The following is a 21,671-nucleotide window of genomic DNA, read 5'->3' on the forward strand; positions in this document are numbered from 1 at the left end:
GGTCCGTGGCCCTTCATCCCGCCACGAACCGGCATCATCATTTTGTGTATCGTTCTACGTGCATCGTTCTACAAAATCGTCTCCGTGGCAATAGCCGAACCGCCATCCGATACGATAAGGAGAACTGAGGTACGGTCGGGAAGAACGAGGTCGCTGTGAAGCCAGGGTCGGGCACGGGGCCGAAGCAAACGAGTGGACGGCCGGGCCGCGCGACGATCCGAACCGTCGCGAGCGACGCGGGCGTCTCGGTTTCGGCCGTGTCCAAGGTCCTGCGCAACGCCTATGGGGTCAGCGACGGGCTGAAGGAGCGCGTCAACGCCTCGATCCAGCGCCTCGGCTATCGTCCGAACGCCTCGGCGAGAGGGATGCGCGGGCGCTCCTACACGCTCGGCGTGGTCCTGTCGGACATCCGCAACCCCTTCTTTTCCGAGATCATGATCGGCATCGGCACGGTTCTGGCCGAGACGCCCTACCAGCCCCTGCTCGGCGTCTCGAACTCGGCGGTCGGCACGGAGCGAACCTTGGTCGAGGCCATGGTGGACCGGCAGATGGACGGGCTGATCTTCCTGGCGCCCCGAATGCCGCTGGCGCTTCTGGACGAGGCCGCGCAGCGCATTCCGACCGTCGTGATCGGCCATCACCGCCCCGAGGCCGAGCATTACGACACGATCAACAACGACGACGCGCTGGGCGCCGAGATGGTGGTGGACCGGCTGGCGGAGGCGGGCCTTCGCCGCATCGCCCATGTCAGCCTCGCGCTGACGCCGGACGAGAGCTTCGCCGTGACCGCGCACCGCGAGATCGGCTATCGACGCGCCATGCAGCGGCGCGGCCTCGACCGCTGGATCGAGGTGCACCGGGCCGAGAACAGCCCGTTCGCGGGACAGGTCATCCGCCCGCTTCTGGAACAATCGCCCCGGCCAGAGGCCCTGTTCTGCTGGACGGACGCCTGCGCGCTGGAAGCCATCAGCGTCGCCACGCAGATGGGTCTGGCGATCCCGCGCGACCTGTCGATCGTCGGCTACGACAACTCGCCGCTCTGCAATCTCGCGCAGAACGCGCTGAGCAGCGTCGATCAGTCAGGGCGCCAACTCGGCGCGCAGGCGACCCACCAGCTTCTGGAGCGGATCGAGGGACGCTACGCGCCGCACCATCACCTCACACGGCCGCGCCTCGTCGAGCGGGCCAGCCTGGCCCCTCGCGACTGAAGCGGCAGGCGTGCATTCGATTTCGGGTCTTCGACATATGCAAGGGACGGTCCCGCCGTCGCGAACTGCCGATGTCGGAACAGCCGCTCGCTGGCTCGGACATGGTCCGACGAACAGGTGATCTATCTCGGAGCCCTGACCCCGCCAGTCGGTATGTCGACGCCGGCAGGGTCGGCGTCGAGGTGCTGGAAATTCCGGCGAGAGCCAGGGGCGTCACGACCCGCGTCACGACCCGACCCGAAGAACTCGCCGCCGGACGGGTTTCCGCCTGCCCAGGTCGCGAATGCGGATCCTCTTCGTTCCCGGACGCGGAGATGCCCTATCTCCAACGCAGGTTGGCGCATCCAACGCGCGAGACGGAAGGGAAACACAACGATGAAGGCAATGGCATTGCGAGCACCGGCCGGTCTGGACCGTATCGTGGCCGAGGACCACCCCGATCCCGGTCGGCCTGGGCCGGGGGAGATCCGTGTCGCCCTGCACGGGGCTTCCTTGAACTTCCACGATCTGGCCGTCGCCAAGGGGCAGATGAAGACCGAGGACGGGCGCATTCTCCTGGCCGATGGCGCGGGCATCGTCGAAAGCGTCGGCAAGGGCGTGGCTGAGTTCACGCCGGGAGACATGGTCGTCTCCTGCTTCTTTCCGGATTGGCAAGACGGCTCGCCGACCGTTGGCGACTTCGCGCGAACGCCGGGCGACGGCATCGATGGATTCGCACAGGAAAGCGTGGTTCTTCCCGCCACCGCGTTCACCCGCGCGCCGAAGGGCTACGATGCGGTGGAGGCTGCCGCCATCACGACGGCTGGCCTGACGGCCTGGCGTGCCCTGGTCGGCGACGCCCATCTCAAGGCGGGCGACACGGTGCTCCTTCTCGGCACGGGCGGCGTCTCGGTCTGGGCGCTTCAGATCGCGAAGATGTTCGGAGCGAGCGTCGCCATCACGTCATCGTCGGACGAGAAGCTCGAGCGCGCGCGCTCGATGGGGGCCGACTTCACGCTGAACTATCGAGCTGAGCCGGAGTGGGGACGACGGGTTCGCGACTGGACCGGTGGAAGGGGCGTCGATCACGTCATCGAGGTCGGCGGCCCAGGAACCCTCGCCCAGTCCATCGAGGCCGTGCGGATCGGTGGGCATATCGCGCTCATCGGGGTTCTCACGGGCTTTTCGGGCGAGATCCCGACGGGCGCTTTCATGACGAAGCAGGCCAAACTGCAAGGGCTTATCGTGGGAAGCCGTCGGCAGCAGCAGGAGTTCGTCCGCGCGCTGGATGCGAACGCGATCCGCCCCGTCATCGACCGCCGCTTCCCCCTCGCGGACCTCGCGAGCGCCTTTCGGCACGAGGAAGGCGCAAGCCATTTCGGGAAGATCGGCGTCGAATGGTGAGCGGCCAATCCTGATCTGAAGCGACCTGTCAGGCGGTGTCCCGGTATACCTTAAGAAGAGGCGCCTATCGGGTCGCTGCCTGACGGCCTTCGACCCATCATTGCCCGCGTAACCTTCCATCGTGGTCGCCGAAGGCCCACGATCGACGCCTTCCTCAGGTCCTCAGTCTTGCGCGGTGGGACGAACCACGATGCTGCCGATCTCGACGTCGTCAGGCTGCTCTATCGCGAAGGCGATGGCCCGCGCGATGGCCTGGGGCGGAATGGCGAGTTCGCGCTTGCGCCTGCCGAGCTCCTCCCTGACATCGGGATCGCTGACCGAAGAGTCGACGAAGGTCGTGTCGATGAAGCCGGGGGAGACTTCCGTCACCCGCAGGCCGGGCACGCATTCCTGCCGCAAGGCCTCGGTCGCCGTCCGCAACGCGTTCTTGGTCGCGGCATAGACGCCCATGGTCGGGACGATCTTGAGGCCGGCCGTCGAGACGACGTTCACGACGTGGCCGCTGCGCTGGGCGACGAACAGGGGCAGCGCGGCCGCGATGCCGTAAAGGGCGCCCTTCAGGTTCACGTCGATCATCGCGTCCCAGTCCTCGACCCGCAGGGCATCGAAGCGCGAGATCGGGCCGATCCCGGCATTGTTGACGATCACGTCCAGCCGACCGAACCGCTCCACCGCGAGGCCGACAAGGGCTTCCAGATCCGCGCGCCGGGTGACATCGACTGCCTGGTAGATGGCGTTCCCGCCCGCCTTCTCGATCTCGGCTGCGACAGCGGCGATCTCGGCCTCGCTGCGCGCTCCCAGCACGAGGCGAGCCCCGCGGGCGGCCAGGAGCAGGGCGGTGGCCCGGCCGATGCCGCGCCCGGCCCCGGTGACGGCGACGATCTTGTTCTCGACGGTCATGAGAAACCTCCTTCGTTGCGATGGAGGCAGGCTAGGACGACACCGCTGGCGGCTCTATGTTCGATCGACCGTTCTCTTGTCGCGATCCGCCGAAATCATGCTCGATCCCTTCTCCGACGTCGTGTCCCTTCTGGGCACGCGGAGCGTTCGCGGCACCAGCCTCGAGGCATCGGGCAGGTGGGCGCTTTCCTTCGACGGACGGGCGCGCCTGAAGTTCGTCGCGATGACCCGAGGTCGATGCTGGCTCGTTCTACCGAGCGGCAGGACGGAGCCAATGGAAGAGGGCGACGTCTTCCTGCTCAGCGACACACGCTACACGGTGGCCAGCGATCCCGACTTCGAGCCGACCGACGGCATGGACCTCTACGCCGCTCCCGGGCACGACGCCGTTCGTCTGGGCGAAGGCCGCGACACCGCCATGGTGGGAGGCGGCAGCGCCTTCGCGAACGGTTGCGCCCCGTTCGTGCTCGACGCGCTGCCGCCGTTCCTTCGCATCGACCCCACGTCGCCGGCCGCCGCAGCCATCGCCCGGACCCTGCTGTCTCTCCAGGCGGAGATCCGAAACGCGGACGTCGGCAGTTCGCTCGTCGCGGAGCGGCTGGCCGAAATCCTCGTCGTCGAGGCCGTTCGTGCCTTCGTGGCGGCGGGGTCGACGGATACGATCGGCTGGATTTCCGCCCTGTCCGATCCCCGCCTGGCCAAGGCGATCGGTCTGATGCACGGCGAGGTCGCCCGTCGCTGGACGGCGCCGATGCTGGCGCGGGAGGTCGGCATGTCCCGCTCCGCCTTCACACAGCGCTTCACGCGGCGCGTTGGTCGCCCGCCGATGGACTATCTGACGCTTTGGCGAATGGTCCTGGCCCGGCGCAAGCTGTCCTCTGGATCAAGCGTCGCCGCCGTCGCCGAGGAGGTCGGCTACGGGTCCCAGAGCGCCTTCACGCAGGCCTACAAGCGGACCATGGGACGCACCCCGCGATCGGCCGACTGACGAACGGGTTCGAGCGGCCATGGCGTCTGGTCGCCCATCCGAGAGCTAAGAGCAGCTGACAAAACACCACGAGGTCGGCTGGCCCTGATCTTTCCGCCGTGGACTTCGTCTCGAATGCTTCGCCCTGCCGCCGGCATCGCTGAAGCTTCGCTCCTCGTCCCCGACGAAAAACCCTACTGGCCGCCGGGCGGTGGCACCGACGCGCGAGCGGGCCGTGCCGATCGCGCGCTGGTGAAGATCGGGGCGCGCTTGCGGATGCGAAAGCCAACGGCGAGCCGTCACCAATTGGTGACGGACCCGTCCGGCCGTTTCAGGTGGGGAGCTTCCCAGAAGCGGAAAGGCTCGCGGGTAAGCGCCTTCTCGTCCACCTCGATGCCAAGGCCCGGTGCATCCGAAACGGGATAGACGGCGCCTTCAAGCCGAGGTTGCACGGGGAAGATTTCGCTGGAGTCGAAGCCGAGATGCCGCTCGACGGGCGAGGACCGCGTTTCCAGCCAGGCAAAGTTCGGGACGGCCGCCGCCAGATGAATGGTCGCCGCCGTGCAGACGGGCCCGAGCGGGTTGTGCGGCATCAGATCGACATAATGCGCCTCGCTCCAGCCGGCGACCTTCATCGCCTCCGTCAGCCCGCCGACATTGCAGACGTCGATCCGGTTGAACTGGTGGATGTCGCGCTCGATGAAGGGCAGGAACTGCCACTTGGAGGAAAATTCCTCGCCGATCGCGAAGGGCACGTCGGTCAAGCGGCGAAGGGCCTCATAGGCGGTCGGCGTCTCGTCGCGGATCGGCTCTTCCAGAAAGTCGAGCGTGCCTTTGGGCATGCGCTGGCAGAAGGAGGCCGCTTCCGCGACGCTGAGGCGGTGATGATAGTCGATGCCGAGCGAGACATCCGTGCCGAGCTCTTCGCGCGCCCGCACCATCCAGCGTGCGGTCTCGGCGAGGGAGCGGCGCGGGTCGAGGAGATCGGGGCTTTCCTGCCCCGTCGACATGAAGCGGATGCAGTCCCATCCCGCCTCGATCAGCTGGCGCGCCTGATCGATCATCGCCTCGCCCGGCTCGGCGGCCGTGGTTGCGAAGGTCGGCACGTGGTCGCGCTGCTTGCCGCCCAGGAGATCGTAGACCGGGACGCCCAGCGCCTTGCCCTTGATGTCGTGAAGCGCGATGTCGATGGCCGACATGGCGGCTGTCAGGACGCGCCCGCCTTCGAAATATTGCGAGCGATACATCTCCTGCCAGAGCGCGCCGATCCGCATCGGGTCGCGCCCGACGAGAAACTGCGCGTAATGCTCGATCGCGCCCGCCACCGCCTTTTCGCGGCTCGACAGGCCGGACTCACCCCAGCCGAAGAGGCCTTCGTCGGTTTCGATCTTGACGAGAAGCTGGTTTCGCGTGCCGACCCAGACGGGAAACGGACGCACGGCGGCGATCTTCATGGACGGATCCTCGAAATGGGAAAAGAGAAGGTGGCGGGCTACCAGTGCCAGAGTGTGCCGTCGGCAAGACGGTTCACGGGGAGATAGGCGCGCTCAAAGGGGTACCGGGCGGCCAGCGTCTCGTCGATCTCGACACCGTGGCCCGGCTGGTCGCCGGGATGGAGCTGGCCGGACTCGTAGGTCCAGGCGTGCGGGAAGACCTCGTGCGTGGCGTCGGTATAGCCGGAATATTCCTGGATGCCGAAGTTCGGCGCCCAGAGGTCGAGATGCAGATTGGCGCCGAGGCACACCGGCGACATGTCCATCGCGCCGTGGCAACCCGTGCGAACGCCGTAGATCGCGGCGAAGTCCATGATCCGGCGCAGGGCCGTCGGGCCGCCGGCATGGACGGCGGTGGTGCGGATATAGTCGATGAGCTGCTCCTCGATCAGGAGGCGCGCGTCCCAGATCGTGTTGAACACCTCGCCGACCGCCAGCGGCGTCACCGTATGCTGTCGGATCAGGCGGAAGCCTTCCTGATGCTCGGCCGCGACCGCATCCTCCAGCCAAAACAGGCGGTGCGGCTCGAGGTCCTTGCCGAGGCGCGCCGCCTCGATCGGCGTCAGGCGGTGATGGGAATCGTGAAGAAGATGCAGATCGAAGCCGTGGGCGTCGCGCAGCGCCGCGAAGAGCTTGGGCGTATGGACGAGATACTTCGCGGTGTCCCAAGCCTCTTCACGCGGCAAGGCGTCAGTCGCCGCCGTCGTCGAAACGGAGAAGGCGCCCGTACCGTACACGTTCGGCAGACCCGGAATGCCGGACTGGGCGCGGATCGCCCGGTAGCCTTCCTCCTTCCGGCGGCCGACCGCCTCGACCGTCTCCTCGATCGTGGTGCCCTGGGCATGGCCGTAGCACAGGACATGCTCGCGCGAGGCGCCGCCGAGAAGCTGGTAGAGGGGCATGCCGGCCGCCTTGGCCTTGATGTCCCAGAGCGCGGTGTCGATGCCCGCGATCGCCGCCATGGTGACGGGGCCGCGACGCCAGTAGGCCCCGCGATAGAGATACTGCCAGATGTCCTCGATGCGCGCGGGGTCGCGCCCGAGGAGGCAGGGTACGACATGCTCTTGGAGGTAGCTGACGACGGCCAGTTCCCGACCGTTCAGCGTCGCGTCGCCGATGCCCGTAACGCCCTCGTCCGTGAGGATCTTCACGGTGACGAAGTTGCGGCCCGGGCAGGTCACGATGACCTTGATGTCCTGGATCTTCACGGGGACGTCTCTTTCAGGCGTTGTAGCGGAAGCGGGTGTGGAGGCGGCGAGCGCGCGGATCGGGCCGCGGAATGGCCGAGAGGAGCGCCTGCGTGTAGCCGTGGCGCGGGTTGTCGCAGACCTCGTCGGTCGGCCCGGTCTCCACGATGCGGCCCCGATACATCACGGCGACGCGGTCGCACATGTAGCGGATGACGCCGATGTCGTGGCTGATGAAGACGTAGGAGAGATCGAGCTCGTCCTGGAGGCGGATCAGGAGGTCGAGCATCTGGGCGCGCAACGAGACGTCGAGCGCGGCGGTCGCCTCGTCGGCGACGATCAGGCGCGGCTTCAACGCGATGGCGCGAGCGATGACGATGCGCTGGCGCTGCCCGCCCGAAAAGGCATGCGGGTATCGCTCGCGCCAGGCAGGCTCGAGCCCGACCTGAGAGAGAAGCGCGCAGACGCGCTCGTCGAGCTCGCGCCCCTTGGCGATGCCATTCACATAGAGCGGTTCGCCGACGATCTGGGCGACCGTCATGCGCGGATTGAGCGAGGAGACCGGGTCCTGAAAGATCATGCGGATCTCGCGCCGGCAATCGCGCAGCGTGCGCCGGTCCGCCGATGCGAGATCGACCGAGGAGCCGTCCGCGCGCCGATAGCCGATCGAGCCGCTGGAGGGTTCGTAGACGCGCAGGAGGCAACGCCCCATCGTGGTCTTGCCCGACCCCGATTCCCCGACGATGCCGAGAGTCTCGCCCGGTGCGACGGTCAGCGAAACATCGTCCACGGCGCGCAGGGCCGAGGCTCCCTTGCCGAAGGTCATGGTGAGCGAGCGCACATCGATCAGCGGCGCGGTGGGCGCCGGCTTCGGCGGGCGGCTCAGGCGGATCTCGGCCTTCTGCTCGAGCTTGCGGGCCGAGTTGATGAGCATGCGCGTGTACTCGGCCTGCGGTGCATGGAAGATGCGGTCGGTCGGCCCGGTCTCGACCAATTGGCCGTGGTGCATGACCGCCACCTCGTCGGCGATCTCGGCCACGACGCCCATGTCGTGGGTGATGAACAGGACGCCCATGCCGTGCTCGCGCTGGAGCTTGGCGATGAGGTCGAGGATCTCGGCCTGCGTCGTCACGTCGAGCGCGGTGGTCGGCTCGTCGGCGATCAGCATCGACGGGTTGCAGGCCAGCGCCATGGCGATCATGGCGCGCTGGCGCATGCCGCCGGAGAACTCGAACGTGTAGCGGTCGGCCGCCGCCGAGGCGTTGGGAATCTCGACCTGGGAAAGAAGATCGACCGCCCGGCGCCGCGCCTCCGCCCGCGTCAGCTCCAGATGAACCGAGAGCGCCTCCTCGATCTGGTTGCCGATCGTATGGACCGGCGAGAGCGAGCTCATCGGTTCCTGGAAGATCATGGCGATCTCCCGGCCCCGCACGGCGCGGATCTCGCGTCCGCGCGGGTCGAGCTTGGCGAGATCGACGCTCGAGCCATCCTGGCGATGGAGCAGCACGGAGCCGCCGACGATGCGCCCCGGCCGATCGACGATCTGGAGGATCGAGCGCGCGGTCACGCTCTTGCCCGAGCCGGACTCGCCGACCACCGCCAGCGTCCGGCCCCGACGCACGTCGAAGCTGACGCCGTCCACCGCCTTGAGGACGCCGGTCCGGTTCTCGAAATGGGTCCGGAGGTCGCGCACCTCGAGAACCAGCTCGGGAATCTCGGCGGCCTCGATCGTGGCAAGGGTCTCGGTCATCGGCTGTAGGGGTCGGCGGCGTCGCGCAACCCGTCTCCCAGGAAGTTGAGGGAAAGCACCGCGATCACCACCGCGCCGCCGGGAACGAAGAGCAGCCAGGGGGCCTGGGCGACGGCGCGAATGTTCTGCGCTTCCTGCAGGAGCACGCCCCAGGAGACGATCGGCGACTGGAGGCCGATGCCGAGGAAGGACAGCGAGGTCTCGGCGAGGATCATGGTCGGGATGGCGAGCGTCATCACCGAGATGATGTGACTGGCGAAGGACGGCACCATATGGCGCAGGATGATCCGCGCCTCGGACGCCCCGTCGAGCCGCGCCGCCAGGACGAAATCCTCGGTGCGAAGGCTCAGGAAGCGGCCCCGGACCTCGCGCGCCAGGCTCGTCCAGCCGATCAGCGAGATGATCAGCGTGATCATGAAGTAGGTGCGCACCGGCGGCCAACTCAGCGGCACGGCCGCCGCAAGCCCCATCCAGAGAGGGATGGTCGGCACGGAGCGTAGGAACTCGATCACGCGCTGGATCGCCGTGTCGACGGCGCCGCCGTAGTAGCCCGAGATGCCGCCGAGCACGACGCCGAGCACGAGGCTCATGGCGACGCCCACGAGGCCGATCGACAGCGAGATTCGAGCGCCGTAGACGACGCGGCTGAAGATGTCGCGCCCGAGCCGGTCGGCGCCCAGAAGATAGAACGGCTTTCCAGGCTCCACCGAGCCGATGAGCTTGCGCTCCATCGGGATGAGCCCGGCGAGCTTGTAGGGCGCGGACGGCACGAAGAAGCCGAGGCGCACGGGGTTCTCCGGGTCGGTCTGGAAGACGCGGCGCATGGCGACGCGGTCGAGCTCCATCTTGAGGCCCGCCGCGTGCGGAGCGAAGCGGGTCCCCTCCCCTTCCGACAGGAAGAAGGCGATGCCCTGCGGCGGCGCGTAGGTGTAGCGCGCGTTGGCGGCGTTGGGGTCGAAGGGCGCGATGAAGTCGGCAAAGAGCGCCACGAGATAGAGGAGGATGACCACAACGAGACTGACGACGGCGAGCTTGTGCCGGCGGAACTTCAGCCAGAACAGCGTCCACTGCCCCGCGACGGCGAGGTCGCGCCTGCCCGTTTCGAGCGGCGAGGGCTGCGGGTCGAGGGGCTGACCGATGGTTGTCGCGATGTCGCTCATTGGAAGCGGATCCTCGGATCGGCGATGGCGAGCAGGATGTCGGACACGAGCGTCCCGACGAGCGTCAGGACGCTCACCATGAGGATGATCGAGCCGGCGAGGTACATGTCCTGGGCGAGCAGCGCGCGCAGGAGCATCGGGCCGGTGGTGGGCAGGCTGAGAACCACCGAGACGATGATCTCGCCCGAGACGAGGGCCGGCAGGATCCAACCGAGCGTGGAGATCAGCGGGTTCAGCGCGACGCGCACGGGATATTTGAGGAGAAGGCGAAACTCCGAAACGCCCTTGGCCCGCGCCGTCGTGACGTAGGGCTTGTGGAGTTCGTCCAGAAGGTTCGCCCGCATGATGCGGATCAGCGAGGCGAGGCCCGCGGTGCCGACGACGAGGATCGGCAGCCAGACATGGGCGAGGAAGTCGGCGAACTTCGCGAGCCCCCACGGCGCGTCCACCATCGCAGGTGAGAAGAGGCCACCGACGCTCGCGCCGAAATAGCTCACCGTCACGTACATCAGGACGAGGGCCAGAAGGAAGTTCGGGATCGCCAAGCCCAGGAAGCCCAGGAAGGTCGCGACGTAGTCGCCGATCGAATACTGGCGCACGGCCGAGTAGATGCCGATCGGCAACGCCAAGGCCCAGATGAACAGGAGCGTGCAGAAGGAGATGAGGAACGTGTAGCCGAGCCGTCCCCAGATGACGTCGGTGACGGGACGGTTCAGCTCGAAGGAAATGCCGAAGTCGCCGCGCGTCACGATGCCGGAGATCCAGTAGAAATACTGGATCCAGACCGGCTGATCGAGGCCGTAGCGCTGACGCAGCACCTCCACCGTGCCCATCTCCACCGCCCCGCCGCCGCTCGCCCAGTCGGCCATGAGCGTGGTGAGGTAGTCGCCGGGCGGCAGCTGGATGATGACGAAGGCCACGATCGAGACCGCGAACAAGGTGGGAACCATGTACGCGACGCGTCGCAGGATGAACCTGAGCATCCCGGTCTCCTTGCCGATGTTCGAGAAGGGGCGGCCGGCTCTCAGCCGGCCGCGCTGGCGGCTACCGCGTCAGGGCGCCGGCCGGTCGAAATACCACTGGGTCAGCGTCGGGGCGGGGTGCCAGAGATTGCCGGTGATCGGGATCGGCTCGAAGACGTTCTTGATGTCGCGGTTGATCAGCGCGTATTTCGGCATCGGGCGCGAGATGCCGATCGTGTAGAAATTGTCGGCCGCCTTTTCCAGATAGACCTTCATGGCCGCGAGCCGCGTCTCGTCGGTCACCGCCTCGTTGACCTTGTCGTAGAGCGCCATGTGCTCCTTCACCGCTGCCGGCGGCTCCTCGCCCTTCGAGTGGTCCGCGTACCAATCGGCCCATTTCGAGGCGAAGAAGATGTCGGCCTTCTGGAAGGGCATGTAGCAGCGCACGTCCGTATAGGCTTCGGCGCGCCCGCCCACACAGTTCCAGATATAGGCGTCCTGCTCGTTGGCGTACCACATGGAGTTGAGGCGCGCCCGGTCCGTGGTGCGGATCTGGATGTCCAGACCGACGTCGGCGGCGTATCGCTGCACCATCTGCATGATGTCGGGATAGGACAGGCCGAAGACGTCGGCGACCATGAAGGTGATCGTGAAGCGCTTGCCGTCCGGTCCGAGGCGGAAGCCCTGCGCGTCCTTCTTGTCGAGACCGATCCGGTCGAGGATCGCCTTGGACTGCTCGGGGTCGAACTCGACATACTGGTTCGCCAGACGCTCGTTGTAGAGCTCGTGCTCGGGCAGAGGCCCGACCTGGGCGGGCGCGCCCTGGCCGACATAAACGAGATCGATAATGTCCTGCCGGTTGATCGCGTGGCTGAGCGCGATGCGGAAGTCCTTGTTGTTGAAGAGCGCGTTCTTGATGGGGTCCTGAACGTTGAGGTTCAGGAGGAGCGTGGCGTCGTTGGCCGGCAGATCGGCGACGTCCATCAGCCGGTAGTGCCCCTGCTCCTGACTGTCGTAGAGAACGGACTTGTAGGTCGAGTTGTTGATGTGCCGGAAGGCATAGTCGAGCTCGCCGCTGGTCGCGCGCAGCAGCATGAGCTGCACGTCGTCGAGCTTGGCCCAGGTGATGGTATCGAGATAGGGCAGCTGGTTTCCGGCCGGATCGACCTTCCAGTAGTAGGGATTGCGGCTCGCCACGACGCGATCCTGGTCGGCATAGGGCACCGTCAGAACCCAGGGGTTCAAGGTCGGCAGCTCGAGATTCTGCCAGTAGACGGGCTGGAAGTTCGGCGAGACCTTGGAATTGAAGAGCGAGACCCAATCGCCCACCGAGGGGTTCTTGGCAAGCAGCGCCGGAATGCCGTCCTTGTTGTACTTCTCGTGGAACTGCGAGAGGTAGTGCTTGGGGTAGATGATCGGGGCGTGCCCCTGACCGTAGGCCAGTTGCTGAAGAAACAGGCCGTAAGGGCTCTCGAAGCGGAACACCACGGTCGCGTCGTCGACCTTCTCCACAACGACGGGCTTCCCCGCCACCGTGAAGGTCGGGTTCTTCGACGGTGTCAGCGCGGGGTTCGAGAAGACGTCCTCGTACCAGAACAGGATGTCGTCGGCCGTGAAGGGCGCGCCGTCCGACCAGCGCATTCCCTTGCGCAGCTTGAAGGTGAAGGTCTTGGCGTCGGGCGAGGCCTCGACGGTCTCGGCGATCGAGGGCACGACCTTGGTCCAGTCGGGCGTCCAGCGGACCAGCGTCTCGTTCGCGATGGTGCGGGTGATGTTGTACTGGTCGCCGCCGCCCAGAATCGTGGTGCGAAGGTTGCCGCCGTAGCGACCCGGCCCGTCGATCAACGTCTCGACGAAGGGTGTCGCGGGAAGACGCTCGGCGACCGCCGGCAGGCTGCCGTCGGAGACCTTGGCGTCGAGCATAGGCGCCTGACGAAACTCGGCGGCCCCGGCCACCCCCCATGACAGGGCGATCGCCGCACCGAGCGTCAGTTTCCATGCCAAGCGTTGCCGGACAGCGGATGCCATTGATTTTCCTCCCGTCGGAGCCCGCTTTCCGCAGTGTCCCCGCTTATTTTCCGACCCGCCCTCACCAGCAGATTTGCCATCATAACGCTCAGATCGTACATTATCTGTCAAATCGAATGTGTGAAAAAAGTATGGCAACCGAACTTCTCTTCGCTCGATCGCTGCCCAATGCCGAAGTCGACGCACTGGTGCCGGCGGCCGCCGGGCGCGTCTACGACCGATTGCTGGACGATATCCTGGCAGGGCATGTTCCGGCGGGCGCGCGTCTGAAGGTGACCGATCTCGCCAAGCGATACGGCACCAGCACCAATCCGGTGCGCGAGGCGCTTCAGCAGCTTCGCGGCGAGGGCTTCGTGGTGATCGAGCCGAACCGGGGCGCCCGCGTCCGCCCGATCGACGAAAGCTTCGTGCGGGACATGTACGAGATCAACGTCCTGATCGAACCCTATCTCGTCCGCTGGTTCGCCGATTACGCGACCGACGCCGACATTCTTCGCATGGAGGCCATTCAGGACGAGATCGAGGCGCTCGGCGTGGAGCGACACGACCGGTACGACCAACTCGACGAGCAATTCCACCGTGCCGTCTACGATCGGCACTACAATCGAAACGCGGTGGAGCTCTGGCACCGCTATCGAAAGACGCTCGGCACGATCAGCCGAGGCTTGACGATCGGACGATCTCGCTACGCGGCCCGGCAGGTGGAGCATCGCGAGCTTATTCGCTGCCTCAAGGAACAGGACGCGGTCGGTGCGGTGGCTGCGATCGAGACGCATGTGCGCGGGTCAGGTCGCTACATCATCGATCTCATGCGTTCGGAGCGCTAAGGCACGAGGGCAGCGAGCGGCGAGACCGTTGCGAAGCGACGATCGCCGAGCTGGCGCGGCCGTTCAAACCGAGCCGACCCACCGTCGCTCAAGGCATTCGAGCGGCCGATCGCGATCGAACGTGTCGATTCAGTGCGTCGCTTCGAGATGCTGGATGGCGGCCGAGAGGAAGCTCGCGAGGCTGGCGTGGCGCACGGGCACGAAGGGCTTGCGCATCTCGCGGCAATGCCGCTTGGCCGTGTTGACCGCGCCGTGGCTGACGCAGTCGACCGGGAAGAAGACCGCGTCGGCGCGCGCCACGAGCCCCGGCAGGAGGCTGTGGTTGTTCTCGACGCCGCCGTCATGGGTCAGGAGCTCCCCGCCTTTGGTCCGGATCAGGTCGCGCAACCTTTCGACCTGACCCGGACGGCCGCCGACATAAAGAAACGTCGCGCCGCGGAAGTCGATCGCCTCGGCCTCCTCGCCCGGCCCGGCCAGCACCTCGTCCAATTGCGCCAATTCCCGCTTGAGTTCGGCCTCCCGGGTCTCGGCGGCGGAAAGGGCGCGCTCCGTTCGCGTCTGCGCCGCCTGCGCTGCCGCAAGCTCCGTCTCCAAGCGCGCGCACCGTTCTTCCGCCACATCCGCGCGCCGGAGCAAATCGAGCCGGTTGCGCTCGTCCGGAGCAGGCTTTGCGGGCTCGGTCGGCAAAACCTTCGTCAGCGCTTCGAGTTCGCCGATCCGGTGGTCCCGCCGCTCGATCTCGGCGACCTTCTCCTGAAGCCGCGCCTGCTGCCGGGCGATGGTGTCCTCGCGCTCCGCCAGCGTTTCCTCCAGGCGCCGCAGGCGGGCCAGGTCGAGGCGATTGGACGTGCCGACGAGATGCGAGAGCATGTGCACCTCGCCGAACGCTTCCCGAACCAGGAGGTCGTCGGTCATCGGATGGGTCAGCGTCGCCCAGTAGGCGCCGGGGATATCGCCGGCCTCCAGCGCCGCACGCCACAGGCCGGCCACCTCGTCGCGCGTCGTCGCCTTGTTGAACCGGCGCACGAAGGTTTCGTGCTTGCGGTCGAGAAGCTTGTTCAGAAGCTTGCCCGCGAGGTCTCCGAGGCTCGCGGCCTGGACGGCGCGATGGTGGATCGCGTGGCTGCTCGCCGTCCTCGTGTTGGTGTCCCCCAGCTTGGCCAGAAGTTGCCTGAGCTCCCCCGTCGTGAGGCAGGTGCCGACGATGGAGCAGTGAAGGTTCGTGGACAGATCCCAGATCCGGTCCCTGTCCTTCCGCCTCGCCCTTGGCGCAGGCCCTTCCGCCGCAGGCTCGAACGAAACCGGGCTCGGCTCGAACCGAACCGCGGGCGGCAGCTGGCGCAGGAGGATGGACATGGGCTCGACCCTCTCGTTATGTCCATACGGATATAACGGAAGAACCGGCGCGGCAACCGCCCTGCGGCGCGGTGCCGGTCCGTTTATGTCGTGGGCGTCTCGGCGTCCGTGGCGGGGGCGAGCCATCGCTCGAGTTCGCGCAGCGAGGACCGCGCCTGTTTGGCCACCAGTTCCTCGGTCTCCCGATAAACGCGGACGAGATGCTGGCCCCGCGCCGTCAACTCGGCGCCGCCGCCCTTCAGGCCGCCGTTTCGGGTTTCCACCACGGGCTGGTCGAACATCCCGTTCATTTCCTCGACCAGCAGCCATGCCCGCCGATAGGACATGCCGTATTCCCGCCCTGCCGCGGAGATGGAGCCCGTGGTGCCGATCGCCTCGAGGAGAGCGATCTTGCCGTGGCCGATCCGGCCTTGCGATCCGAGGTCGAACCGCAGAGTAATTCTCGAAGTCATGGCGCCGGTCCGACCGCTGGGCATCAGGCCAAAGTCGTTCGCCGGCCCCCATGGGTCAAGGCTCGGGCGCCCACAATTTAGAACCGTTATATTCGAGCGGACATAACGTTGACGGCGCCTCCAATCGGGCGCAGGTTGCCGCCGTGCGAGGGCTTCGTCCGGCAGGGATCGGACGGCGGGTCGTGTCCGGCGGTCGATCGGCGCCCCCTCCGCACCGCCTCGGGCGACGTGGGAGCGCGCCCGGATCGGCGAAACAACACGGCCGCCGGCCATGATGCCACCGGGAGGAACCCATGTACCAGCAAGCCATCGACCAGGTTTCCAAGAAGGTCCTGATCCGCGATCGCTACGACAACTTCATCGGCGGACAATGGGTCGCGCCGACGGACGGGCGCTATTTCGACAATCCGAGCCCGGTCACGGGCCAGACGCTCTGCCATGTCGCCCGTTCGTCGGCGGCGGATGTCGAGCTTGCCCTGGACGCGGCCCACAAGGCGCGCGAGGGATGGGGCAAGACGGCGCCCGCCGAGCGCGCCAAGCTGCTCAACCGCGTCGCCGAACGGCTGGAGGAGAATCTCGATCTCCTCGCCATGGTCGAGACGCTCGACAACGGCAAGCCGATCCGCGAGACCACCCACGCCGACCTGCCGCTCGCGGTCGACCATTTCCGCTACTTCGCCGGCTGCCTGCGCGCCCAGGAAGGCTCGATCTCCGAGATCGACGAGGACACGGTCGCCTACCATTTCCACGAGCCGCTCGGCGTCGTCGGCCAGATCATTCCCTGGAACTTTCCGTTGCTGATGGCGGTCTGGAAGCTCGCCCCGGCGCTCGCCGCCGGCAATTGCGTGGTGCTGAAACCCGCCGAGCAGACGCCGCTCTCGATCCTCGTCTTCGCCGAGCTGATCGCCGACATCCTGCCCGAGGGCGTCCTCAACATCGTCAACGGCTTCGGCCTGGAGGCCGGCAAGCCGCTGGCGCAGTCCAAGCGCATCGCCAAGATCGCCTTCACCGGCGAGACGACGACCGGCCGGCTCATCATGCAATACGCCTCCGAGAACCTCATTCCCGTCACGCTGGAACTCGGCGGCAAGTCGCCCAACATCTTCTTCGCCGACGTGATGGACGAGGACGACGACTTTCTCGACAAGGCGCTGGAAGGCTTCGCCATGTTCGCGCTGAACCAGGGCGAGGTCTGCACCTGCCCCAGCCGGGCCCTGGTGCACGAGTCGATCTACGATCGCTTCATGGAGAAGGCGGTCGCCCGCGTGAAGGCGATCAAGCAGGGCCACCCGCTCGACCCGACGACCATGATCGGCGCTCAGGCCTCCAACGAGCAGATGGAGAAGATCCTCTCCTATCTCGACATCGGGCGGCAGGAAGGGGCGCAGGTGCTGACGGGCGGCAAGCGAGCAGACCTCGGCGGCGAGCTCTCACAGGGCTTCTATATCGAGCCGACGATCTTCGCCGGCCACAACAAGATGCGCGTCTTCCAGGAGGAAATCTTCGGCCCGGTTGTGTCGGTCGCAAAGTTCAAGGACGATGCCGACGCGCTCGCCATCGCCAACGACACGCTTTACGGCCTGGGCGCCGGCGTCTGGACCCGGAACGGCACGCGGGCCTACCGCTTCGGCCGCGCCATCCAGGCGGGCCGCGTCTGGACGAACTGCTACCACGCCTATCCCGCGCATGCCGCCTTCGGCGGCTACAAGCAGTCCGGCATCGGGCGCGAAACGCACAAGATGATGCTGGATCACTACCAGCAGACCAAGAACATGCTGGTCAGCTACTCGCCCAAGAAGCTAGGCTTCTTCTGAGCAAAAGGCCGCGAAGGGCGGCGGGGGTCTTTCTCCCGCCGCCTTGCCCGCTTTCACGGAGGTCATCATGGACAAGGTCACGGCCACGCCGGAGGCCATGGCGTTCCTGGCCGAGATCGTCGCGGACCACGGCCCGGTGCTGTTTCACCAGTCCGGTGGGTGCTGCGACGGGTCCTCGCCCATGTGCTATCCCAGGGGCGAGTTCCGTATCGGCGATGGCGACGTTCTCTTGGGCCGACTTGCCGACGACACGCCCGTCTATATCGGCGGGGCGCAGTTCGAGGTGTGGAAGCACACCGATCTCATCCTCGACGTGGTGCCGGGACGAGGCGGCATGTTCTCGCTCGACAATGGCCGGGAGCGGCGTTTCCTGACCCGCTCCACGGTCTGCGCCGCCCCGCAATAGCTTACTGCGCGCTCACCACGTTGAAGCCCTGCTTCTCGAAGGCGGCCTTCGCCTTGGCGGAGCGCAGATAGGTCTGGAACGTCGCAGCGTCGGCATGGGTGGCGTCCGCCGTCTGGGCGACGGGGTAGAGGATCGGCGGGTGGCTGTCCTGCGGGAACGTGCCGACGATCTTGACGGACGGGTCGGACGCCGCGTCGGTCTTGTAGACGATGCCGAGCGGCGCCTCGCCCCGGGCAACCAGAACCAGCGCGGCGCGGACGTTCTCGGCTTCCGCCACGTTGCCCTTGACGCTGTCCCAGACGCCGAGCTTTTCCAACGCCGCCTTTCCATACTTGCCGGCGGGAACGCTCGCGACGCTGCCCATGGCAAGCTTGCCCCCGGCGAGAAGGTCCTTCAGCGGAAAGCCTTCACGGATCTCCGTCGTGGTCGCGGCGTCCTTGGGCGCGATCAGGACGATGTCGTTTCCGAGAAGCGTCTCCCGCGTATCGGTTTTGATCAGTTTCTTGCCCTCGAGATAGTTCATCCAGTCGAGGTCGGCCGAGACGAACAGGTCGGCCGGGGCGCCGCTTTCGATCTGCTTGGCAAGCGCCGAGCTTGCCGCATAGGAGATCGTGACGGACTTGCCCGTCTCCGCCGTCCAGGCCGTGTTGATCTCGTCGAGCGCGTTCTTCAGGCTTGCCGCGGCGAAGACCACGGGCGCCTTGTCCTGCGCATGGGCCGGTTGCCCCGGCAGGAACGCAAGTCCGAGGCATGCGGTCGCGCCCGTAAGCAGGGCGAGGAAGGATCTACGGCTGGGCATGGTTGTCTCCCGATCAGAGCGATATGGCCAGCCAGATATAACGGTCTTGCCGCCGAGGGGAAGCGTGGTTTGTCGCGCCGCGATCTCGTGCGCCCAAAACCTGATCGGGAGATCGATCGCGACCCTGCCCGGCGGGGTGGCGGGACGCCGATCGCGCCCGGCCTCGACGCCGCGCCGCTTCCCGATTGCGAGCCCGATCGCCGTGGAGGGCGCCGGCTTTCGCGAGGAGCCGTCTACCGGCAGGTGCGATCGAATGTCTCCCGGGCCGTCTCGACCCGGCCGAGATTTTCCTCCGCCCAGATCCAGACGCCGCAGAAGGCCGCGCCAAGACTGAGGCCGAGTTCGGTGAGCTTGTAGTCGACGCGCGGCGGCACCACGGCATGGACAGTTCGCGTCACCATCCCGTCGCGCTCCATCTGCCGCAGCGTCTGCGTCAGCATCTTCTGACTGATGCCCGCGACATGGCGCGAAAGCTGGGTGAAGCGCAGCTCCTCGTGCTCGCTCAGGACCTCGAGCACGATCATGGTCCATTTGTCGGCCACACGCCCGATCAGATCGTTGACCAGCGCTTCCACCCTGGGGTCGCTGTCGGCCGGCGGCTTGGTCTGGGCGATGGCCCGCGCCCTGCGGACCGTGGCGTCGTCGAAGGGAAGGCTGGACATCGCGTCACTCTCCGAAAGGTGCGTATGGATATTTTCGGTGCCTTCTTCCTATCGCATCGTGGATCGACAGATAAGAGCGCATCGAACCCAGGCAGGAGCTTTCCCATGAAGCAGACCGGCAACACCATTCTCGTCACCGGCGGCGGTTCCGGCATCGGCGAAGCGCTGGCCCAGCGCTTCCACGACAACGGCAACACCGTGATCGTGGCCGGACGCCGAAAGGAGGCGCTGGAGCGCGCCTGCGAAGGGCGCGCCGACATGCACGCCATCACCCTCGACATCGAAAGCGCGGCGGGAGTGGCCGACTTCGCCGAGCGGCTGCTCGCCGCCCACCCCGCCCTCAACGTCATCGTCAACAATGCCGGCATCATGCGCTTCGAGGCTTTGGACCAGAGCCGCGATCTCACGGACGCGGAAGCGACGGTGACCACCAACCTCCTCGGGCCGATCCGCCTGACGAACGCCCTGATCGACCACCTCGTCGCTCGGCCCGATGCCGCCATCGTCAACGTGACCTCGGGGCTGGCCTTCGTGCCGCTGGTCACGACGCCCACCTACAACGCCACCAAGGCGGCCATGCACTCCTACACCGTGTCGATGCGCGAGGTGTTGAAGGGGCGGGTCGAGGTCATCGAGCTCGCGCCGCCCGCCGTGCAGACCGGTCTCACCCCAGGCCAGGAAAGCCGCCCCGGCTACCTGCCGCTCGAGGCCTTCATCGACGAGGTCATGGCGCTCTTCGCGAGCGAGCCGACGCCGCGGGAGATCCTGGTGGAGCGGGTCGGGTTCCTGCGCCGCGCGGAAGCCGAAGGGCGCTTCGACGACACGCTGCGCACGCTGAACGAGATGGCCGCCAAGGCGCACGAGGGCTGACGCACCGAACCATCGCGTGACCGGAGCCTGCGATCCGTCGCCTCCGGTCGCGCCTCACGGGCGCGGAAAACCCGCGTCAGGCCGGCAGGAAGCCGAACGATGCGAGGATCGCGCCCCCGCTCAAGCCGCCAGATCGTTCGGGTTGCGAGGGGCTCGTCAGACCGGGTCGCTGCCCTCTGCGTAGATCGCGGCGAGCCTCTCGATGCCCTCCCGGTCTTCCCCGTCGAAGCGCGAGGGAATGGGACTGTCGAGATCGAGGACGCCGACCACCCGCCCCTCCCGAAGCAGCGGAACCACGAGCTCCGAACGGGAGGCGGCGTCGCAGGCGATGTGACCGGGAAAGGCATGGACATCGTCCACGAGAACCGTCGCGGCCCGTTCGACGGCGGTCCCGCACACGCCCCGGCCGACCGGAATGCGCACGCAGGCGGGCTTGCCCTGGAAGGGGCCGAGCACGAGTTCGGAGTTCGCCCGGAGAAAGTAGAAGCCCGCCCAGTTCAGGTGAGGTAGCGATGTGAACAGGAGAGCCGAGAGATTGGCCGCATTGGCGATACCGTCCCGTTCGCCGGCGATGAGGGCCGCGAACTGTCCCGCCAAAGCCTCGTAAAGCTCAGGCTTCGTTGCGTGCTCTTCGGCTGGGCTCGTCACGAACATGGTCTCGATCCTCCGAACGAATGCGCGGCACGCGGCCTGGCACGCTCCTGAGGGAAGGTTGGGCGCGGGTGCCGCTCCGGCTCAGGCCTTCGCCCTCTCGCGCTTAAGGCTGGCCATGTCAACAAACCGCCTATCCATGCCGACGCAAAGCGCAAGCGCCCGGGAATATGACACCTTTCGAGCTGTTGGAATCCGTCGGCCAGTCGCTGTATTCTCCGGGATATAGCCGATGCGCCAAACCTCTATGGTGGTTGGAGGCCGGGAGATTCGCGGCGCCCCGTTTGGGGCCGTTTCGAAAGGAGATTTCATTGACCGAAGACGCCGACATTCGCCTGTTTTCCTACGGCACGCTTCAACAGGAGAACGTTCAGATCGCGTCGTTCGGGCGCAAACTGGCTGGGGCGCCGGACGCGATCCGAGGCTTTCGGCGCGAGATGCTGGAGATCACGGACCCAGCCGTCCTCGAAACGAGCGGGGAGCGCTTTCACCCCGTCGTCATGCCGTCGGACGACGCCTCGGATCTCGTCGAGGGGACGCTCTTCCGGATCACGGGCGAAGAGCTTGCAGCCGCGGATCGCTACGAGGTGGACGATTATCGGCGCGTGGAGGCGACGACCGTGTCGGGCCTTCTCGCCTGGGTGTATGTCCGGGCATGATGTCGCGCGAACGCCCGAGTGCGCGGATGCTCCTCGTCCGGCTCGAAGGCCCAGCCTCGCGGCGCGTCTGCCCTCCCCTCACGCCGACCGGCCTTGCGTCACCCGCTGTTGGAGACGCGACTGGCTGCGGTCGGTAG

Annotated in this window: 20 protein-coding genes; 8 read left to right on the forward strand and 12 right to left on the reverse strand. The window is 66.7% G+C overall.

Features of this window, described 5'->3' with window-relative positions; genetic code table 11:
• The first annotated feature begins 155 nt into the window (after window positions 1–155).
• Complete coding sequence (locus M673_RS22100) at window positions 156–1,208, forward strand: LacI family DNA-binding transcriptional regulator (RefSeq protein WP_061978885.1); 1,053 nt, start codon at window positions 156–158, stop codon at window positions 1,206–1,208.
• Between the two features lie 375 nt (window positions 1,209–1,583).
• On the forward strand, window positions 1,584–2,591 hold the full coding sequence (locus tag M673_RS22105) for a zinc-dependent alcohol dehydrogenase family protein (protein WP_061978886.1): 1,008 nt from the start codon (window positions 1,584–1,586) through the stop codon (window positions 2,589–2,591).
• A 162-nt stretch (window positions 2,592–2,753) separates the two neighbouring features.
• Here the strand turns inward: M673_RS22105 and M673_RS22110 are convergent, their stop codons facing one another.
• Complete coding sequence (locus tag M673_RS22110; RefSeq protein ID WP_061978887.1) at window positions 2,754–3,491, reverse strand: SDR family oxidoreductase; 738 nt, start codon at window positions 3,489–3,491, stop codon at window positions 2,754–2,756.
• A gap of 97 nt (window positions 3,492–3,588) precedes the next feature.
• On the opposite strand from M673_RS22110, the gene M673_RS22115 reads away from it, so the two are divergent.
• Window positions 3,589–4,479 (forward strand): AraC family transcriptional regulator, encoded by an 891-nt coding sequence (locus M673_RS22115; RefSeq protein WP_062215142.1) that lies wholly within the window; start codon window positions 3,589–3,591, stop codon window positions 4,477–4,479.
• A 278-nt stretch (window positions 4,480–4,757) separates the two neighbouring features.
• Here M673_RS22115 and M673_RS22120 read toward each other — a convergent pair whose 3' ends face one another.
• From M673_RS22120 to M673_RS22145, 6 genes are all read right to left on the reverse strand, one after another.
• A complete protein-coding gene (locus M673_RS22120) occupies window positions 4,758–5,912 on the reverse strand; it encodes a mandelate racemase/muconate lactonizing enzyme family protein (RefSeq protein ID WP_061978889.1) in 1,155 nt (384 codons plus the stop codon).
• Window positions 5,913–5,950: 38 nt separating this feature from the next.
• On the reverse strand, window positions 5,951–7,159 hold the full coding sequence (gene manD / locus M673_RS22125; RefSeq protein ID WP_061978890.1) for a D-mannonate dehydratase ManD: 1,209 nt from the start codon (window positions 7,157–7,159) through the stop codon (window positions 5,951–5,953).
• Between the two features lie 13 nt (window positions 7,160–7,172).
• The gene (locus tag M673_RS22130; RefSeq protein ID WP_061978891.1) at window positions 7,173–8,888 is read right to left on the reverse strand and encodes an ABC transporter ATP-binding protein; all 1,716 of its coding nucleotides are present in this window, start codon (window positions 8,886–8,888) and stop codon (window positions 7,173–7,175) included.
• Entirely contained in the window at window positions 8,885–10,048 is a 1,164-nt protein-coding gene (locus M673_RS22135) for an ABC transporter permease (RefSeq protein WP_061978892.1), read from the reverse strand. Before M673_RS22135 ends, M673_RS22130 begins: the two co-directional genes overlap by 4 nt.
• Complete coding sequence (locus M673_RS22140) at window positions 10,045–11,031, reverse strand: ABC transporter permease (RefSeq protein WP_061978893.1); 987 nt, start codon at window positions 11,029–11,031, stop codon at window positions 10,045–10,047. Before M673_RS22140 ends, M673_RS22135 begins: the two co-directional genes overlap by 4 nt.
• A 69-nt stretch (window positions 11,032–11,100) precedes the next feature.
• Complete coding sequence (locus M673_RS22145; RefSeq protein ID WP_061978894.1) at window positions 11,101–13,038, reverse strand: ABC transporter substrate-binding protein; 1,938 nt, start codon at window positions 13,036–13,038, stop codon at window positions 11,101–11,103.
• A gap of 131 nt (window positions 13,039–13,169) precedes the next feature.
• Here M673_RS22145 and M673_RS22150 point away from each other — a divergent pair, with 131 nt between their 5' ends.
• Complete coding sequence (locus tag M673_RS22150; protein WP_061978895.1) at window positions 13,170–13,865, forward strand: GntR family transcriptional regulator; 696 nt, start codon at window positions 13,170–13,172, stop codon at window positions 13,863–13,865.
• A gap of 129 nt (window positions 13,866–13,994) precedes the next feature.
• Here the strand turns inward: M673_RS22150 and M673_RS22155 are convergent, their stop codons facing one another.
• Both M673_RS22155 and M673_RS22160 read right to left on the reverse strand, forming a co-directional pair.
• Window positions 13,995–15,347 carry a DUF2325 domain-containing protein gene (locus tag M673_RS22155; RefSeq protein ID WP_082640027.1) on the reverse strand — a complete coding sequence of 451 codons (1,353 nt, stop codon included), beginning with the start codon at window positions 15,345–15,347 and terminating at the stop codon, window positions 13,995–13,997.
• Window positions 15,305–15,673: a winged helix-turn-helix domain-containing protein gene (locus M673_RS22160; protein WP_061978975.1), complete on the reverse strand. Its 369-nt coding sequence runs from the start codon at window positions 15,671–15,673 to the stop codon at window positions 15,305–15,307. The genes M673_RS22155 and M673_RS22160 overlap by 43 nt, the downstream gene beginning before the upstream one ends.
• Before the next feature lie 293 nt (window positions 15,674–15,966).
• On the opposite strand from M673_RS22160, the gene adh reads away from it, so the two are divergent.
• Window positions 15,967–17,487 (forward strand): aldehyde dehydrogenase, encoded by a 1,521-nt coding sequence (adh, locus tag M673_RS22165; protein WP_061978897.1) that lies wholly within the window; start codon window positions 15,967–15,969, stop codon window positions 17,485–17,487.
• Window positions 17,488–17,554: 67 nt separating this feature from the next.
• Window positions 17,555–17,893: a DUF779 domain-containing protein gene (locus tag M673_RS22170; protein WP_061978976.1), complete on the forward strand. Its 339-nt coding sequence runs from the start codon at window positions 17,555–17,557 to the stop codon at window positions 17,891–17,893.
• A gap of 1 nt (window position 17,894) precedes the next feature.
• Here the strand turns inward: M673_RS22170 and modA are convergent, their stop codons facing one another.
• Together modA and M673_RS22180 are read right to left on the reverse strand one after the other, a co-directional pair.
• Window positions 17,895–18,692 (reverse strand): molybdate ABC transporter substrate-binding protein, encoded by a 798-nt coding sequence (modA, locus tag M673_RS22175; RefSeq protein ID WP_061978898.1) that lies wholly within the window; start codon window positions 18,690–18,692, stop codon window positions 17,895–17,897.
• Between the two features lie 233 nt (window positions 18,693–18,925).
• Entirely contained in the window at window positions 18,926–19,354 is a 429-nt protein-coding gene (locus tag M673_RS22180; protein WP_061978899.1) for a winged helix-turn-helix transcriptional regulator, read from the reverse strand.
• A gap of 105 nt (window positions 19,355–19,459) precedes the next feature.
• Between M673_RS22180 and M673_RS22185 the strand changes: the two genes are divergently transcribed.
• On the forward strand, window positions 19,460–20,224 hold the full coding sequence (locus tag M673_RS22185) for an SDR family oxidoreductase (RefSeq protein WP_061978900.1): 765 nt from the start codon (window positions 19,460–19,462) through the stop codon (window positions 20,222–20,224).
• Between the two features lie 156 nt (window positions 20,225–20,380).
• On the opposite strand, the gene M673_RS22190 is transcribed toward M673_RS22185, so the two are convergent.
• Window positions 20,381–20,878 (reverse strand): GAF domain-containing protein, encoded by a 498-nt coding sequence (locus M673_RS22190; protein ID WP_061978901.1) that lies wholly within the window; start codon window positions 20,876–20,878, stop codon window positions 20,381–20,383.
• A 308-nt stretch (window positions 20,879–21,186) separates the two neighbouring features.
• Between M673_RS22190 and M673_RS22195 the strand changes: the two genes are divergently transcribed.
• Entirely contained in the window at window positions 21,187–21,534 is a 348-nt protein-coding gene (locus tag M673_RS22195) for a gamma-glutamylcyclotransferase family protein (protein ID WP_061978902.1), read from the forward strand.
• Window positions 21,535–21,671: the final 137 nt, after the last annotated feature.

This window comes from Aureimonas sp. AU20, from assembly GCF_001442755.1.
Classification (GTDB): domain Bacteria; phylum Pseudomonadota; class Alphaproteobacteria; order Rhizobiales; family Rhizobiaceae; genus Aureimonas.